The sequence below is a fragment of the Comamonas suwonensis genome, assembly GCF_012844455.2.
Classification (GTDB): domain Bacteria; phylum Pseudomonadota; class Gammaproteobacteria; order Burkholderiales; family Burkholderiaceae_C; genus Comamonas; species Comamonas suwonensis.
Genome location: NZ_JABBCQ020000002.1, coordinates 284,253 through 300,869 on the forward strand (window position 1 = coordinate 284,253; position 16,617 = coordinate 300,869).

Annotated in this window: 14 protein-coding genes; 5 read left to right on the forward strand and 9 right to left on the reverse strand. The window is 60.2% G+C overall.

Going from position 1 to position 16,617, the window contains the following annotated elements:
* Positions 1-15 precede the first annotated feature (15 nt).
* Positions 16-906, reverse strand: a complete 891-nt coding sequence (rarD, locus tag HF327_RS03440) for an EamA family transporter RarD (RefSeq protein WP_169106994.1) — start codon at positions 904-906, stop codon at positions 16-18.
* A gap of 262 nt (positions 907-1,168) precedes the next feature.
* On the opposite strand from rarD, the gene HF327_RS03445 reads away from it, so the two are divergent.
* Complete coding sequence (locus tag HF327_RS03445) at positions 1,169-1,927, forward strand: pseudouridine synthase (RefSeq protein WP_169106891.1); 759 nt, start codon at positions 1,169-1,171, stop codon at positions 1,925-1,927.
* Between the two features lie 65 nt (positions 1,928-1,992).
* Here HF327_RS03445 and HF327_RS03450 read toward each other — a convergent pair whose 3' ends face one another.
* Entirely contained in the window at positions 1,993-3,015 is a 1,023-nt protein-coding gene (locus HF327_RS03450) for a DHH family phosphoesterase (RefSeq protein ID WP_169106892.1), read from the reverse strand.
* A 303-nt stretch (positions 3,016-3,318) separates the two neighbouring features.
* Between HF327_RS03450 and HF327_RS03455 the strand changes: the two genes are divergently transcribed.
* A complete protein-coding gene (locus HF327_RS03455) occupies positions 3,319-4,515 on the forward strand; it encodes a M20 aminoacylase family protein (RefSeq protein WP_169106893.1) in 1,197 nt (398 codons plus the stop codon).
* A gap of 64 nt (positions 4,516-4,579) precedes the next feature.
* Here HF327_RS03455 and HF327_RS03460 read toward each other — a convergent pair whose 3' ends face one another.
* From HF327_RS03460 to ylqF, 4 genes are all read right to left on the reverse strand, one after another.
* Positions 4,580-6,877, reverse strand: a complete 2,298-nt coding sequence (locus HF327_RS03460; RefSeq protein WP_169106894.1) for a putative bifunctional diguanylate cyclase/phosphodiesterase — start codon at positions 6,875-6,877, stop codon at positions 4,580-4,582.
* 57 nt (positions 6,878-6,934) lie between these two features.
* A complete protein-coding gene (locus tag HF327_RS03465; protein ID WP_169106895.1) occupies positions 6,935-8,539 on the reverse strand; it encodes a putative bifunctional diguanylate cyclase/phosphodiesterase in 1,605 nt (534 codons plus the stop codon).
* Positions 8,540-9,178, reverse strand: a complete 639-nt coding sequence (locus HF327_RS03470) for a hypothetical protein (RefSeq protein WP_169106896.1) — start codon at positions 9,176-9,178, stop codon at positions 8,540-8,542. It abuts the gene before it with no gap.
* A gap of 170 nt (positions 9,179-9,348) precedes the next feature.
* A complete protein-coding gene (gene ylqF / locus HF327_RS03475; protein ID WP_169106897.1) occupies positions 9,349-10,299 on the reverse strand; it encodes a ribosome biogenesis GTPase YlqF in 951 nt (316 codons plus the stop codon).
* Between the two features lie 153 nt (positions 10,300-10,452).
* Here ylqF and HF327_RS03480 point away from each other — a divergent pair, with 153 nt between their 5' ends.
* On the forward strand, positions 10,453-10,677 hold the full coding sequence (locus HF327_RS03480; protein WP_099736288.1) for a hypothetical protein: 225 nt from the start codon (positions 10,453-10,455) through the stop codon (positions 10,675-10,677).
* Positions 10,674-10,892, forward strand: a complete 219-nt coding sequence (locus HF327_RS03485) for an oxidoreductase-like domain-containing protein (RefSeq protein ID WP_198460398.1) — start codon at positions 10,674-10,676, stop codon at positions 10,890-10,892. Before HF327_RS03480 ends, HF327_RS03485 begins: the two co-directional genes overlap by 4 nt.
* A gap of 16 nt (positions 10,893-10,908) precedes the next feature.
* Here HF327_RS03485 and HF327_RS03490 read toward each other — a convergent pair whose 3' ends face one another.
* The 3 genes from HF327_RS03490 to HF327_RS03500 all read right to left on the reverse strand — a co-directional run bounded on the left by HF327_RS03490 (position 10,909) and on the right by HF327_RS03500 (position 15,458).
* Positions 10,909-12,549, reverse strand: coding sequence for a methyl-accepting chemotaxis protein (locus HF327_RS03490; RefSeq protein WP_236024028.1), 1,641 nt, complete (start codon positions 12,547-12,549; stop codon positions 10,909-10,911).
* Positions 12,550-12,706: 157 nt separating this feature from the next.
* Positions 12,707-14,233: a glutamate--cysteine ligase gene (gene gshA, locus HF327_RS03495; protein ID WP_169106898.1), complete on the reverse strand. Its 1,527-nt coding sequence runs from the start codon at positions 14,231-14,233 to the stop codon at positions 12,707-12,709.
* A gap of 313 nt (positions 14,234-14,546) precedes the next feature.
* Entirely contained in the window at positions 14,547-15,458 is a 912-nt protein-coding gene (locus tag HF327_RS03500) for an SDR family NAD(P)-dependent oxidoreductase (protein WP_169106899.1), read from the reverse strand.
* Positions 15,459-16,014: 556 nt separating this feature from the next.
* On the opposite strand from HF327_RS03500, the gene HF327_RS03505 reads away from it, so the two are divergent.
* Positions 16,015-16,314 (forward strand): 2Fe-2S iron-sulfur cluster-binding protein, encoded by a 300-nt coding sequence (locus tag HF327_RS03505; protein ID WP_169106900.1) that lies wholly within the window; start codon positions 16,015-16,017, stop codon positions 16,312-16,314.
* Positions 16,315-16,617: the final 303 nt, after the last annotated feature.

The window sequence follows — 16,617 nt, forward strand, 5'->3', positions numbered from 1 at the left end:
AGGACTGTCTCCATCTCAGTGAAGCCTGTGTGAACGCCCACGCCATAAATGCCAGATGCCATCGCCGATCAGCAAGCCCACGGCGGCAAAGATCAGGACATAAGTCAGCACCTGCTGCGGCGCAATGCTTTCGCCCAGCAGCCATGCGACAACGACCAGCAGGGCTGGCTCGACATACGACAGCAGGCCGAACAGGCCCATGGGCAGCCAGCGGCTGGCAATCATGTAAAGCGCCAGCGCCACAGCGCTGACCACGCCCAGCACCAGCAGCAAGGGCCACAGCGCCGGATGCTCTGCCACCAGCGGCCAGCTATGGGGTGCACGCAGCGTAAAGGCAATGGCTGCGGGCAGCAGCAAGGCCATGTCGACCCAGTGCCCGGCCAGCGTATCGGTGTGCAGCCAGCGGCGCAGCGAGAAATAGACGGTGTAGCCCAGCGCGACGACCCAGGTCTCCCACGACATGCTGCCGGCCTGCCAGATTTCATGGCCCACACCCACGGCCGCCACCAGCGTAGCCAGCGCCTGGGCTCGCGTCAGCCGCTCGGCAAACAGCACGCGCCCGGCCACCACCATCACCAGCGGCAGCAGAAAGTAGCCCAGCGACACGGGCAGCGCGCGCCCATTCATGGGCGCCCACATAAAGAGCCAGAGTTGCACCCCCAACAGCGCCGCGCTCAGCAACAGTTGCAATGCAAACACCGGCTGCTTTAACCCCCGCGCCAGCAGCGCACGCACGGCAGCCACCTCTTTGACCACGCAAAGCAAAGCGGTGGTGAAGGGCAGCGTGACCAGTACGCGCCAGCCAAAGATTTGCTCGCCATCCAGCGGGGCTAGAAAGGGCGAAAGGTAATACAGAGACGCGAACAGCACGCACGACAGAACAGAGACGACAACGCCCTTGAAGATCACAGCAAAATACCAAGCAAAAACAGCCTCAAGCGCTTATCAATCAAGCACTAAAAGCTATGAATAAAGAAGCATGACAGTCCATGCAAAGCGCCTGCACCGTCCCGCAGCCATTGTCCGCCAGCCCTGCACTCACCCCCACCGTGCGCGGCGCATGACTGCTGCAACTGGCAAAACACAAAGCCCGCCACGGCAAGGTCAGCAACGCTGGGTTAGAGTGCGGCTCGCCCTGTTTTCGCCCTCTGCTCCTCGTTAGCCTGCCATGACCGAAACCGCCCTGCCCGTCCATCCCCCGTTGCACATCCTCTGGCAGGACGAGCACATGGTCGTGGTCTATAAGCCCGCAGGCTGGCTGGTGCACCGCACGGGGCTGGATGCGCATGAAACCCGCTTTGTGATGCAGACGCTGCGCGACCAGCTGGGTCGCCATGTCTGGCCCGTGCACCGGCTGGACAAGGGCACTTGCGGCGTGCTGGTCATGGCGCTGCACAAGGAAGCCGCTCAGGCGCTGGCCGCCAGTTTTGCGGCGCACCAAACCCGCAAGGAATATCTGGCCCTGGTGCGCGGCTGGCTGCCCGGTGCGCTGGAGGTCGATCACGCCTTGAAACCCGACGACGCCCCAGACGATGCGCCCGTGCAAGAAGCCCACACCACGCTGCGCTGCCTGTCACAACTGTCATGGCCCGAGAGCTATGACGGCCGCCATGCCGAAACCCGTATCAGCCTGGTACAGGCCCTGCCCACCACGGGCCGCAGGCACCAGATTCGCCGCCACCTCAAACACGTGGCTCACCCCATCATTGGCGATGCCACCCACGGCAAAGGCCCGCTGAACCGCTGGTGGGCAGAACGACTGGGCCAGCAGCGGCTGTGGCTGCATGCCAAGGCCCTGGAGATTGCCCACCCCGTGAGTGGCCAGCCGCTGCGCTTCGAGGCCAACTGGTCTGCACTGAGCCATGTGCCAGAAGCGCAGGACTGGCAAAAACTGCTGGCCTTGCCGGGCTGGCAGGCTATTACCTAAGATTTCATAAAAAATAGCTGCTAACGCTTATCCATCAAGCACTCGCAGCTATGATTTTTTATGAATTAAAGCGCAGCCTTGGGCGTTTCACGAATCCACTTACCCTCTTCGTCAAACTGCAGGCTGGGCGCAGCCACAAACTCATACTCGGTTTCGAGGTCGGCCCTGAGTCCACCCTGCAGCAGCTCGACCAGGCGCTCATTGGGCATCTTGAAACCGCAGGCCTGTGCGTGACCGCCGCCGCCGAAACTTTCGGCCAGCGGAATGCAGTTGAAGTCCGAACGCGAACGCAGGCCCACCTTGGTGCCCTTGTGATTGGCATGCCACATCAGGGCAAAGCTGCCGCTCTTGCGGGCCAGCAGGTCGCCCACCTGGCTGTGGAACATGCCAGGGCAGTTGACCATCAGGCCCTGCTTGCCGTTGAAGACCAGCACCTGAGCGCCATCGGCAATGTCGGCGCACAGCTTCTGAAACTTCTCGTCCATGGCACCGCCACGGGCCATGTAAACAGCTTCCTGCTCGGGCGTGAAAGCGGCAATTTCGGCCCAGCGCTCAAAGCTGCGCACCGGCTCCATGTCCAGCGCGGCGAGGAAGGCTGCGCTTTCGGCAAACTCCCACTTCCAGATGTCGCGGTCTTCGATGTAACGAATCAGGCCTGGCACAGGCTTGTCAGACTGGAAGAACTCCCAGCCCAGGCGAGCGCCGGACTTGTTCATGTCAAAGTGCACCACACCGCAGCGGCACTGATAGCCACTGAGCTTTTCAGCGGCGCTCTTGTGGTGGTCCAGCACCACCAGCTTGGCCACACGCGATTCGATCTCGGCCATCAGCACGGGCTCAAAAGCGAAGTCCAGCACATACACCGCGCGGCCTGTCAGGTCGCCGAGGTCATCAGCGGTCTGAATCTCGCCATGATCGAGCCCCCGGAACTCAGCCTGACCTTCGTAGAACAGCCAGGCAGCCAGCGCTGCACCAAAACCATCGGGGCAGCGGCGGCCATGATAAAGAATGAGTGGGTTGGGATCATTGCGATCAGGACGCACCAGCAGCTGCTGGAACAGGGGGAGTTTGGCGTTCAGGGCGGTCATATTCGTCTATTTTCGCCGTTTGCCGTGCAGCGCGGCATTGCGCGGGCTTTGCCGCAGCCACAGCAGGGTGCGATGAACGCTTCTTGAAGTCCAAAATGGCATGCAATTTTTGGTAAGTCACCACTTGCTACTGGCTTGGCTAGCACACGCCTTGATGCCCCTGATGTCGGTATCTACCTAAGCCCCCCGCCTTCGCATACGCCTATGATGGGGGTCTTGCTATTGAAATGCTGCGGTCACCGGCAGGCCCGCCTCGCTCGCTTGCCATGACAGTTATAGCGCTGGGTGCTCCGCGGCCCCTGTATGCGATCTACTCCCGATATCACACCTCACCTCGGCACCTTGCTCAGTTTCCGTCGCGATCTGCACGCAAATCCTGAGCTCAAGTACGAAGAGCACCGCACAGGCGACAAAGTCGCCGCATACCTCACAGCCCTCGGTCTGACCGTGCACCGGGGCCTGGGACAGACTGGCATCGTCGCCAGCATTTACGGCAAGGGCCGCAGCAAGGACAACCCCGGTCGCAGCATCGGTATCCGCGCCGACATGGACGCCCTGCCCGTCACGGAAATCAACACCTTCGGCCACATCAGCCAGAACAAGGGCCGCATGCATGCCTGCGGTCACGACGGTCATACCACCATGCTGCTGGGCGCAGCGACCACGCTGGCGCAGCACCCCGACTTTGATGGCACGGTGCACCTGATCTTCCAACCCGCCGAAGAAGGCGGAGCGGGTGCCAAGGCCATGATGGACGACGGCCTGTTCGAGAGATTCCCCTGCGAAGCCGTGTTTGCGCTGCACAACTGGCCCTCGCTTCCCGCAGGTCAAATGGCCGTGCGCGTGGGCCCCATCATGGCCTCCACGCTGCGCTTTCAGATCAAGGTCCACGGCAAGGGCGGCCATGCGGCCATGCCCCACACCACGCTGGACCCGATTCCCGTGGCCTGCGCCATCGTGACCCAGCTGCAGACCCTGGTTTCGCGCAGCACCGATCCGCTGGACTCGGCCGTGCTCACCGTAGGCAAGATCACCAGTGGCACCGTGGAAAACATCATTCCCGATGACGCCATCATTGCGGGCACCGTGCGCACCTTGAAGAAGGAGACGCGCGAGATGTTTATCGAGGGTCTCAAGCGCATCAGCAGCCATGTCGCCGCCGCCCATCTGTGCACCGCCGAGTTCACGCTGCGTCCCGGCTCCTACCCCAATACCACCAACCACGCCAGAGAAGCCAAGTTCATGGCTGCCGTGATGCGTGAAGTGGTCGGCAATGACAACGCATTTGACGACGTGCTGCCCGCCATGACCTCCGAAGACTTCGGCTTCATGCTCGAAGCCGTGCCCGGCGCCTATGGCTGGATTGGCAATGCCAAGGGCGACCAGCCCGGCGTGAGCCTGCACAACCCGGCCTACGACTTCAACGATGACAACATCGGTCGCGGCTCCAAGTTCTGGGACTTGCTGGCACGTCGCTACTTCGAGCAGCCAGCCGCTTAAGGCATCAGGCCAACTACGCTATTCATAGCCTCCAGCCCGCATCCAGCAATGGGTGCGGGCTTTTTCATGTCTTTTCAGCGGCAGATTGAGTACCGCCTTGGTCAACGCCCAGCACCTTGGACAGCCACTCCTGCTCTGGCAGGGGCTTGCCGAGCAGCATGCCTTGCAAAACGATGTCCGGGTTCCATTGCGTGAGCTGCAGCGCCTGCTCAGACAACTCCACCCCTTCAGCCACGACCCGCAGTTGCAGGCGGCGCGCCATCAGCAGCATGGCCTCAACCAAGGCGGCATCTTTCTCTGATCGGTGGCTGCCGCTCACAAAGCTCTGGTCAATCTTGAGCTCCTGAATCGGCAGGCGCTGCAAGCTGTACATGCTGGAGTAGCCGGTACCAAAGTCATCCAGAGAAGCCTCTATGCCCATGCGGGTCAGCGCCTCGATGCGCGTGCGGGCCTGATCAAGATCACGCACCACCGCGCCTTCGGTAATTTCCAGCGTCAGCTGGTGCGGATTGGCACCGGTCTCTTGCAACACCTGCTCCAGCGATGACATGAAGTCCTCATGCCCGAACTGAAAAGCGCTGACGTTGACCGACAGCCGCAGCCCGCGCCCGGCCAGTGCGGGCGTTGCCAGCAGCAAGCAGGCCCGGCGCAGAACCCAGTCACCCAGCCGCACGATCAGCTCAGACTCCTCTGCTACCGGAATGAACTCCGCCGGGCTGACCAGCCCCCACTTCGGGTGCTGCCAGCGCACCAGCACTTCAGCCCCCACGCAGCGGCCGCGTGCATCGGCCTGGGTCTGCAGATACATGCGCAACTCCCCCTGGGGGATGCCGTTGTGCAAGTCTTTGGCGATGCGCACGCGGCGGTGCACATCCTGCGCCATGCGGGGCTCAAACAGCACCAGACTGCCCGGCCCTTTTTGCTTGGCCTCGTGCAGAGCCACACTGGCAAAACGCAGCGCGTCATTGCCATTGCCACCACGGCTGGCGGGCTCCAGCACCACCCCGCCCATACAGCAGCTGACCAGCTCGGTTTCCACCCAGCTATTGAGACTGAAGGGCTTTTGCAAGGCCTTCTTCAAGGTGTGCGCATATTGCCGCAGTTGCTCTTCCACCCCCTCTGCATGAGGGTGCAAGCTAGCAAAAACAATAGCAAACTCAGCAGCCGCAATCCGCGCTATCCAGGTATCGTCGGGCAGAACCTCCACCAGTCTGGCTCCCATCGCCTGCACCAGTTCATCGCTGTGCTGCATGCCATGCACATCGTTGAACACAGAGAAGCGGTCCACATCCAGCAACAGCAAACCATGGCAGTCGCCCTGCTGGGTATGAATGAGCTCGCGCAGGTGCAAGGTGAGCGAATGGCGGTTTGGCAGGCCGGTGAGCGAATCCAGATAGACCAGATCGTGAATATGGCGCTCTGCCAGCACGCGCTCGGACAAGTCGCGCTTGAGTTCCACGTAGTTGACGACCTCGCCCTGTGGCGTGCGAATGGGCACGACCAGTAAGGATTCACGCAGCGCCTCACCATTGCTGGCGCGATTGGTCATCTCTCCGCGCCAGATCGTGCCCGAGGCCAGCTGCGCCAGCGCACGCTGACGGCTGCCAAGGTCCATGCCAATGGTAGAAACCAGTTCAGTGGACTGGCCCAACACCTGCTCGCGCTTGTAGCCAGAGCGGACCAGAAAGGCATCGTTGACATAGACCACCTTGAGCTCGGTATCGGTGATAACGATGCTCTCAGGGTTTTGCTGGACTGCGAGGTAGAACTTGCGCAGCTCATTCTGGCTGGCTTGAAGAGTGGCCAGCATTGCCTGCCCTTTTTGCACCCGGCGGCCAAGAATTAATCGCGCCTGCAGGCTGATCATCAGCACCAGCACCAGCATGCCCGGCACATAAATCAAACCCATCTGCGCTGCCGTGGACTGCATGGCTGCAGGGCGGTCGATCATCGGAAAAAACCACCAGAAAACACCCAGAGCCGTAATAGACGCCGCAAACATCAGCAATGAAGCACGCAGCCCCAACATCCAGACCGCAATCACCAGCCAGGCCGGAAAAGCAATCACCGCCGAGCTGTAAAAGCCGCCAGCACGCCAAACCAGCAGCAAGCTCAGCAGCCAGTGCCCCCAGACAAAGCAGCGCACCACCCAATCCCACTGCCTGGCGCGCGCCAGTCCCATGCACACCAGTGACAGCACCGTGATGGCCAGCGTAATGACCATTACCTGAGGATCAATGGAAGGGCTGAGCCACCCCACCAGCGTCATCAATGCGCCAAGACCCAGCATCCACAGGCAGCCCAGCCACACCATGCGCCGCATGGGTAAGCGGTATCCGGCCTCGACAAAATGACGCTGCATGCAAGCCCTTTGGCACTCAATGAAGATCTCGAATGCTAGAAGCTGTTCTCGATTATTTCAATCGGTCAAGCAACCTAGAACGGGATTGGGCCCAGGACTCTCAGTGTGAGCCAGAGCAGGATTGGCCATCCACTCCTCGGCTAGCACCGGGCGGCTGAACCAGTAGCCCTGGCACAGAATGCTGGGTTCAAGCGCTCGCAGCAGCTCGGCCTGCTCCAGCTCTTCCACGCCTTCGGCCACCACTCGCAGGCCTTTGGCCTTGGCCAGCATAAGGATGGCCTCAACCAGCACCCGGCTTTCTGCATTGACCCGCAGATCGCGGATAAAGACCTGATCGAGCTTGAGCTCCTGAATAGGCAAGCGCATCAGATAGGCCAGTGATGAGTAGCCCGTCCCAAAATCATCCAGAGCGAACTGCACACCCAAGGCCACCAGGTTCACCATTTTCTGAATGGCGTGATCCACATCACTGAGCAGCAAGCTCTCTGTCACTTCCAGCGTCAACTTGCGCGGATCTATGCCAGAGCGCTGTATTGCACTTTTGACCTTCTCCACAAAGTCTGCATGCTGAAACTGCAGAGGGCTGACATTCACAGAGAGCGAATAGCCCGCGGCCCTCACACGTGGGTCGTTAAGCAGCAAGCACACCTGCTCCAGCATCCAGTCGCCCAGCGGCACAATCAGGCCGCAGTCCTCGGCCACGGGAATGAATTCACCGGGCGAGACCATGCCTTTTTCAGGATGCTGCCAGCGCACCAAAGCCTCCCCCCCCAGCACTCGACCATACATATCGACCTGGGGTTGCAAAAAGGCCCGCAACTGCCCCTCTTGAATCGCGACAAACAGCTCTTTTTCAATCGTCATGCGCCGCTGCATGGTCTCATCCAGTATTTCTGAATACGCATGGACCTGATCCCCCCCCTGATGGCGTGCCTGGCTCAAAGCCACCCCGGCGCGGCGCAGCACATGGTCGCCGCTGTCAGCCTTCAGCCCCTCCTCCACAAACGGGAACACGGTAAAGCCCACGCTGCAGGCCAGCTGCACCGCTTCAGCCCCCTCAGGCAAGCCGGTGACCTGAACAAGGCTCAGGCCGCGCTGCAGCTCCTGAGCCACTGCGTAGGCTCCGATACGGGCTTCATGCCGCGCCTTGCCAACGCCTTTAACCACCACGGCAAACCGGCTACCGCGGATACGGGCCATGATGGCGGCATCTGGCACCAGGGCTTTCATCCGGGCGACAAATGCCTGCAGCAAGGCATCTGTCCAGAGCCGGGAGCGGGAATTTTCAAAATTCTGAAAGCGGTCAATATCAACGATGAGCAAGCTGTGCCAGTCATGACCGTTGCGGTAGGGGCTGAAGTTGTTGGCGGTGCCATGCAGCTCCGCCTCACTCTGCGCTTCAAGCATTTCGGTCAACTCGTGCAGCAAGCCTTTGCGATTGGGTAACTGTGTCAGGCCGTCGTAGTGCTGCAAATGACGGATGCGGTTCTCCGCCTCCATCTTTTCCGTAATGTCCGTACGCGTTTCCACCAAAAAAGCCAGTTGATCGCTTTCGTCCAGCACGGGTGCCACGCGCATCTCGTCAATCACAGTGGCCCCGTTCTCGCGCACGAGATACACCACATCTTCCCAGGTCTTGCCGACATTCAGCAGCGTCCACATCTACACACGCTGGGCAGCCGTCATGCCTGCGCCGGTAACCCGGCGGCCATGCTCACTTTGGTCATCACGGCCCATGCGCTGACGATATTTCTGGTTGGCATAGACCTCAGCGCCCTTATCAACGTCGACGATCATGATGCTGGATGTGCTTTGCTCAACCGCTTGAAACAGCACATTCAGCTGACGCTTGTGCTGCTCAAGCGCAATCAAAGACGACTTCAACTCACTCAGGTGGCGCTTATAGCCCTGCACCATCAGCCAGGTGATGCCCAGCAAGAACAGCATGACATACGTGATCGATAGCACCTGCTCCCAGCGGGCATGCCCGTTATAGGCCAGCATCAGACCCAGCAGCATGACGCCAATGCCCGCCAGGCTCGCTTCAACAATGCCCAGCGTCCATGCCGCGAACACCACCAGCACGGTAAGAATCAGCACACTGACCGTCGGCTGAAACACCGTAATCCAAGCCAGAAAGGTCGTCAGAGCCAGCGCTCCGCTCACCAGGCAGCGCGCGCCCCAGCGCCAATAGCCACGCCAGGTCAGCAGCAAGGTGACTGCCGCAATGGCCGTGGCAATCGGCCCAGCCCAAACTCGCGCATGGCCAGGGTCCGCAAAAAGAGTGGCAAGCCAGCCCATGGAGCAATACCAGAGACTGACTAGCACCCCCCCCGCCCGGGCATAAGCCAAAGAAGGCGAATTGGCTTTTTCTATGGATGGCTCAAGTGTGAACATCTTGTTTTAGCTATCAACATTTTCATGGGAATAGTTTTAAACAAAATTCATGCTTGAGCACGTAGGCAAAAGTGCTAGGTCAAACGTGCTTTACGCCCTTTTTTGCGTGCCAGCGCAGCAGCATCCTTCTTGGCCTGGCGTTCCGCATCCTTGAGCTGACCCGCAGCCAGCCAGACTTCAAACTCTGCAGGCGTTTCCAGCGTGATGCGGCCAATGGTCACGTCGCGGAAGTCGGTCAGAACCAGCTCGGCCGCTTTTTGCAGGTTCACACGGCCACCGCTCATCACCGCGCCGCGCTTTTTGCCAATCAGGGTCAGCAACTCATCGTCGTGAAGCGCTGCAATTTCTTCGTCATTCAGGCCCAGCTTGTAACGGGCGGCCAGCATACCGGCGTAGTTTTTCTGCAGATACAGCAGCAGCTCCAGTACCACCAGCTCTTCATCGTAGGCATTGCGACCCACGGCACCGCTGGCGGCCAGGTTGAAGCCGCTTTTCTCGACGATGATGCGCGGCCACAACATGCCGGGCGTATCCCACAGGTAAAAGTCATCGGCCAGCACAATGCGCTGCTCCAGCTTGGTCACGCCGGCCTCGTTGCCGGTCTTGGCCTGGGTCTTGCCGCTCATGGAGTTGATCAGCGTGGACTTTCCCACGTTGGGCACGCCACAGATCAGCACGCGCATGGGCTTGGCCAGACCGCCGCGTGTGGGTGCCAGCAGCTTGCACTGCTCGATCAGGCGCTTGGTGGGGGCCGGCTCAGAGGCATCAAGCCCGATGGCACGCGTTTCGCTCTGAGCGTTGTACCAGTCAATCCAGGCCTTGGTCTGGGTGGGATCGGCCATATCCTGCTTGTTCAGAATCTTCAGGCGCGGCTTGTGGCCTGTCATTTCCTGCAGCAGAGGGTTGGCACTGGAGCCCGGCAAGCGCGCATCCAGAACCTCGATGACCACATCAATATCCTTGACGCGCTCCATGATGGCCTGACGCGTCAAATGCATGTGACCGGGGAACCATTGGATGGCCATAAGCAGAGATCTTTCTTTATGGTGGGCGTCAGGAACAAGAGTCGGCGCGCCGCCGCGGCGGGTCGCCTGATTTGCGCAAACACCCTTTTATGTCAGTGAATTCAGGCGCGCAAGGATAATCTCCTCCTGCTTTTCTGACCTGCCTGCTCGCTTATGCCCCTGCCCTCCGCCCCCCAAAAATCCAAAGCCCGCAACGAAATTCTGATCAAGGGTCTGACGATTGCATTGATCGGCATCATTATTTTGCTGGCCCCTGTCTTCAAGCCCGAAAGCGGCATTGCCCAGTTGTTTGCCCAGTCGCATATCGTGGGCTGGTTTGCGCTGGTGCTGGGCCTGGCCTTTATCGGTCAGCATCTGTGGGTGCGCTTCAAAAAGTGAGCACCGAGGCTTTGCTTCAGCCTCTGAGCCAGGCCCGCAGCCAGATTGCGCTCTGGCAAGGCCGGGCAACCCAGGCAGCCGTCACATTGCGCAAGCCGCCGCCAGAGCCCACAAGCTGCTGCGGGCGCGGCTGCAACGGCTGTGTGTGGGAAGGTTATTACGGCGCTCTAGGCTTCTGGCTGGAAGATGCGGCCGAGGCCCTGGCCGCCGTCTGAGCCCTGACTCATCAAATCAAGCTATTTCAGGCTGCAGCCCAAGCAGAGCGTGCGCTTGACCATCATTTTTCGTAGCACCTGAAACGCATTCCAGACGCGCCAGATCATCGATGCGAAAGCGTCCGGCTCCCGCCTCCAGTCTTTGTGCCTGATGGAATAGCTCGCGCGCAGCGGCGCTGGACTCGGCCACCAGGCCGGCATTCTGGCTGGTCATGTGATCGAGCGCCTGCACGGCATCGCTGATCTGGGCGATGCCCTGATTCTGGGCCTGTGCCGCCTCGGTGATCGACGCAATCAGGCCACTGACGGTACGCACATCGCGCACGATATGCTCCATGCGCTGGCCGGCCTGCAGCGCCAGCGACTGACCAGACTTCATCTGCTTGGTGGAGTTCTCCATGAGCTGGCGGATCTGCTTGGCCGCCTCGCTGCTGCGCTGGGCCAGCTCCCGCACCTCGGCCGCCACCACGGCAAAGCCACGGCCTTGCGATCCGGCACGTGCGGCCTCTACGGCTGCGTTCAGCGCCAGGATATTGGTCTGAAAGGCGATACCGTCAATCACGCCCACAATCGCCGCCACCTGCTGGCTGCTGTGCGCCATGTGCTCCATATTGCGCACCACTTCCTGCACCACACTGCCGCCGCTGGCTGCGGCTTCGGCTGCGCTGCGTGCGCTCTGATCGGCATGCCGGGCGCTGTCGGCCGCATGCGTGACCAGGGTGACCATGTTCTCAATGCTGCTGACCGTGGCCTTGAGCTGCACCGCCGCATGGGCGGTACGGTCCGACAGGTCGCTGTTGTCCTGCGCCATCTGGCTGGATGCAGCCGCTACGGCTTCCACCCCGCCCTGCACCTCGCCCACCAGTCCGCGCAGCTGCTGGGTCATCTGCGCCAAGGCCTGCATGAGCTGGCCCAGTTCATCCCTGCGGACACTTTGCGGTGCATAGCTCAAATCTCCCGCCGCAATGGTCTGCGCCAGCTGCACGGCCTCACCCAAGGGCGTGGTGATGGAACGGATCGTCGCCAGCGACAGCAGAGCGCCTAGCAACCCCACGCACAGACCCACGCCTGCAGCCATACGCTTGGCAATGGCACTTTGCGCGCGGCCCTGCTGCTCGGCATTCAGGCGCTGCTGCTGCTGGGCGGCGATGAAGGCATCTTGTGCCTGCACATAGCGCTTAGCCGCAGGTATCAGCTGCTCGTCCACCAGTTTCTGTGCTTCCCAGGCCTTGCCCAGATCGCGTGCCTGATAGGCCTGTTCATAAATCCCCAGCACAGCCTTGCGCTCCTGCTCCACCGTGGCGAGTCCGTCGCGGTCCAGCGCGGTCTGGGCATCGGCCTGCACCTGCTGCTGCAAGCCGCTGGCCTGCGCCATCAGTCCCCGAGCCTTTTGCGAGAGCTGGGCAATCAAATGCTCTTCCGACGAAAGCACGCTGGCCAGGGCCGCCTCTACGCTTTGCAGCGTCAGGGCCTGCCAGCGCAGGGCCAGGTTGATGCGCTTGTCCGTGGCCTGCACGGCGGCGCTGACACGCTGCTCCACATTCTGCAAATAGCCAAACAACCCACCCGCCACCAGCACGCTGCACAGCAGCAGGCCCACAAACAAGGCCCACATCTTGTGCGCCACGGAAAGATTCTGGAAATTTTTCAAAGACATGCCATATCGCTCATCAAACGCGGGAGCGTGTCGCTACCCGTCGATGGTTACGATATGAAACACAGATGACATCGCGATGACACGGCCGCGCCATCCATACAGAAAAAGCGCCTGCAACCCAGAGACTGCAAGCGCTTTCTGCTATCGATTGAATGGATCAGCGCAGGCTGGCCGGGTCCATATAGCGCTGGCGCCACTCTTCAAAAGTCAGCGTGTCGGCAGCTTCAATGCGCTGCTGCGCGGCCACAGACTCTGCGCTCATCTGTTCAAAGCGTGCCTGCTGCTCAGCCGTCCAGGGCATGGCCAGCAAGGTATCGCGCGCCTTGGCGGACTGGGTGGTCATGAACTCGATAAAGCGGCTGTCGTAGCCATCCACCAGCTCTTGCAGCACATGGGCCGAAGGCGTGGTCTGCGCGTTCTGCACACGGGCCAGCGCCTGCTCCAGCGCTGCGCTGTAATCACCGCTGTTGTGGGCCGCATCCAGCGCCTGTGCATAAGGGCGGCATTGCTGCAGCACTTCAAGTGCCCAGTCGGTCAGCCGCACCTGCTGGCCATTGCGCTCCAGCGTCAGACCTGGCTCACGGCCTTGCTCGGCGGCCAGATGCTGGTTGTGCTTGAGGGCATCAATCTCCTGCGGCGTATCCTGAGGGCTGTCTGTGTGCAGGCAGTGCAGCAAGAAGACGTCAATCATGCGCATGGTGGCCGGGGCAATGCCCACGGTTTCATACGGGTCGATGTCCATCAGGCGCACTTCCACATACTCCACGCCGCGCTCACGCAGGGCATGCAGCGGGCGCTCGCCGCTTTTCACGGTACGCTTGGGGCGAATGGTTCCGTAGAACTCGTTTTCGATCTGCAGCAGGCCGGTGCCCAGCTGGTTGTAGTCGCCACCGGGGTTGCGTACGCCCAGTTGCTCATAAGCCGCGTAAGGGCGGGTCAGCGCTTCGTGAAGCGAATCGGCATAGCCTTCCAGCCCGTTGTAGCTGACGCAGATGGTGGACTGGGCATCGCTCTGATAGCCCAGTCGCCCCATGCGCAGCGATGTGGCATAGGGCAGATACAGCGCGTCCTTGCCATCGCCGAGCGGCTGCAGGCGGTGCTCGCGCCCTTCCACAAAGCTGGGGCACAGCGCAGGCGATGCACCATACAGGTACAGCAGCACAAAGGCATTGCGACGGAAGTTGCGAATCAGCGCAAAATACTGATCGCTAGTCACACCGGGCAGCGACCAGTTGTAGTGAATGCCGGAAATGGTCTGCATGCGGCGGCCATAGCGGTGACCCAGACCCATGCGGTACACGCTCTTGGAGCGGCCCGAGTGCGAGCTGCCGTAGCGGCCCAGGGGAATGGTTTCATCCGTGGGCAAGCGGCAGGGCATGCTGGAGTTCCACATCAGCTCACCGCTCTCGCTCAAATTGCGCAGCACAAACTGGTGGACTTCGGTCAGCTCATCCAGACACTCCTGCACGCCCAGACGCGCGCCGGTAATGAGTTCAAGCTGCGACTCGCTGTAATCGGTGGTGATGTGGGGGTGCGTGAGAGCCGAGCCCAGCTCGGCCGGGTGCGGCGTCAGGGCCAGCGAGCCTGTGCCCAGTGCCCGCAATCCCTCTTTCTCGATACCGCGACGAATGCCCAGCAGCCGCTCGGCTGAAGGCATGTCCACGGTGGCCTGCGATGTCTTCATTCTTGTTTACCTTATTGGTGAAGACGCTGACGACAAACTTCGTCTGCCCAATCGCGCCCAGTCGGCGAATGATAGAGAAACCGGACCAAACGCGATGGCGGCTGGCCGCTTAACCACGTTTTTCGGCCTGTTGAAGCGCATAAAGCATGCGCACGAGCCAGAAAATTGTCAGTTTAATCAGCAACAAAAAGAGAGCACCTGCTCACTCCCACACAGAAAAAGCCCTCACAAGAGGGCTTTTTTCAGCTGTGCTAATCGACTATTGATGCACTTCTTACACCGCCAAAGCACGAGCAGATCAGTACAAACCGGCTCAATGGCCGTGCGCCTTCATGGCCTTGCCCACTTCAACCTGCCCCTGCACAGCGCCACTGCCCGGCACTTGCTGGCCCTCGCTGGCCGTGACTTCAGCCAGACGCGTAGCCAGCTCATCGGGCACCTGATCGCCCATGCCCAGGTAGACACCTTCGGTCATGGTGATATGCGCAGCCTCAAACCCACCCGCACCGGCGCAGAGAATGGTGCGCGTGGGGGCAGTTTCATGGGCCAGCACCAGCATGGCGGGTACCACGGCTTCGGGCTTCAGGGCCTCAAGCACGGGCTCAGGCAGCAGGCCCGCCGTCATGCGCGTGGCCGCCGTGGGCGCCAATGCATTGACGCGGATATTGCTCTTGGCGCCTTCAATGGCCAGCGTCTGCATTAAGCCCACCTGCGCCAGCTTGGCCGCACCGTAGTTGGCCTGACCAAAATTGCCATACAGGCCCGTGGACGAGGTCGTCATCACGATGCGGCCATAGTTCTGCTCTTGCATATACGGCCACACGGCCTTGCAGCAGTGGGCAGCGCCCATCAGGTGCACATCGACAACGAGGCGAAAGTCCGCCATGTCCATCTTGGCAAAGCTCTTGTCACGAAGAATGCCTGCGTTGTTGACCAGAATATCCACGCGGCCCCAGGCCGCGATGGCCTGTTTGACCATGGCCTGCACGGCGTCAAAGTCCGTCACCGATGCGGCATTGGCAATCGCCTCGCCACCTGCGGCGCGAATTTCATCGACCACTTTTTGCGCGGCAGTCGCCGAGCCCCCCGAACCATCGACCGAGCCACCCAGATCGTTGACCAGCACTTTGGCACCGCGCCGGGCCAGCGCCAGCGCATGCAAACGCCCCAGACCACCACCCGCACCCGTCACGATAGCTACACGACCTTGAAAATCCATTGCCATGATGTCTTGCTCCTTGCTCAAACCATTGCTTTTAGAGCTTCAATGTACGCGGGCATGTTGCAGCGCAACGTAGCGTTTGCGACTGCTTGCGGGTAAGTCAGGAGACTGCTATTTATTTCAGAGCTTCTTATGCCTGAATCACATGGCCTCCAGATAGAAAATCGATTGGGAATCATAAAAATCAGGAACAAGCAGCTTTCAAATAGATAGCAAAAGTGCTCTCTCACTCGCGCCAACCTTGTCCCCATTTTTCAGCAACAAGCCTGTGGACAAGCCTGAATAGCTTTGGCAATAAAGGCTCAAACCCTTGATCTGGATAATCTTTTTTATATCGCCTATTTTTTAATCAATTTTTTCCACCCAAGCGCTACTTATCCCATCCTGCGCTGAACATCCTTGTGAACAACTGAACCTTCCACAGGGATAAGTCACACAAGTCATTGATTTCAAACAACTTGCAAATATCTGATTAAAAAACAGGCAATCCATCACCACCCCACGGCCTTGGCAAACCGGCTACAAACACGGGTTTTGCATAGTCCGATTTCTCAACCCCATGTCCAACGACTCTCCTTTCGCCCCACCCTTCTTTATTGCCAAGTGCGAGCCCAGCGGGCAGCAGGTCGACGCATGGGCTGACCAGTCCCTGCTGGACTCTCTGGAAGGCGGCGGCGTGGACTGGCCCAGCTCCTGTCGCAACGGTACTTGCCGCACCTGTCTGGGCCAGATGGTGTCGGGCAGTGTGCGCTATGACATTGAATGGCCGGGCCTGACACCCGAAGAGAAGGCCGAGGGCTATGTGCTGCCCTGTTGCGCTTTTCCTGAAAGCGATGTAGTGCTGATGGATGCCTCCTGAGCCGCTTTGCGGCTTCCCCCATTGAAGGGGGACTGCAGTCTCGCCGCGAGGCAGCTGTTGCTTGCTGCCTCAACATTGGGTTATGTCCATTTCAGAGCCTGCTTGTACTACATCATGGTTTCATGGGGTAACTACTGCACTGAAAGCTCGCACTGCAATAGAATGGATGTTTTCCGCAAGGCCTTGCCCTGCAGAAAGCGGCTTACCCGCTTCACACGTTCTTTGGAAGTCCTGCCATCGCCCCTCCTCTCTTAGGCGGCACTGGCAATGCCTCACTGGTGCGTGTCGTGCGCCAGCCCTGAC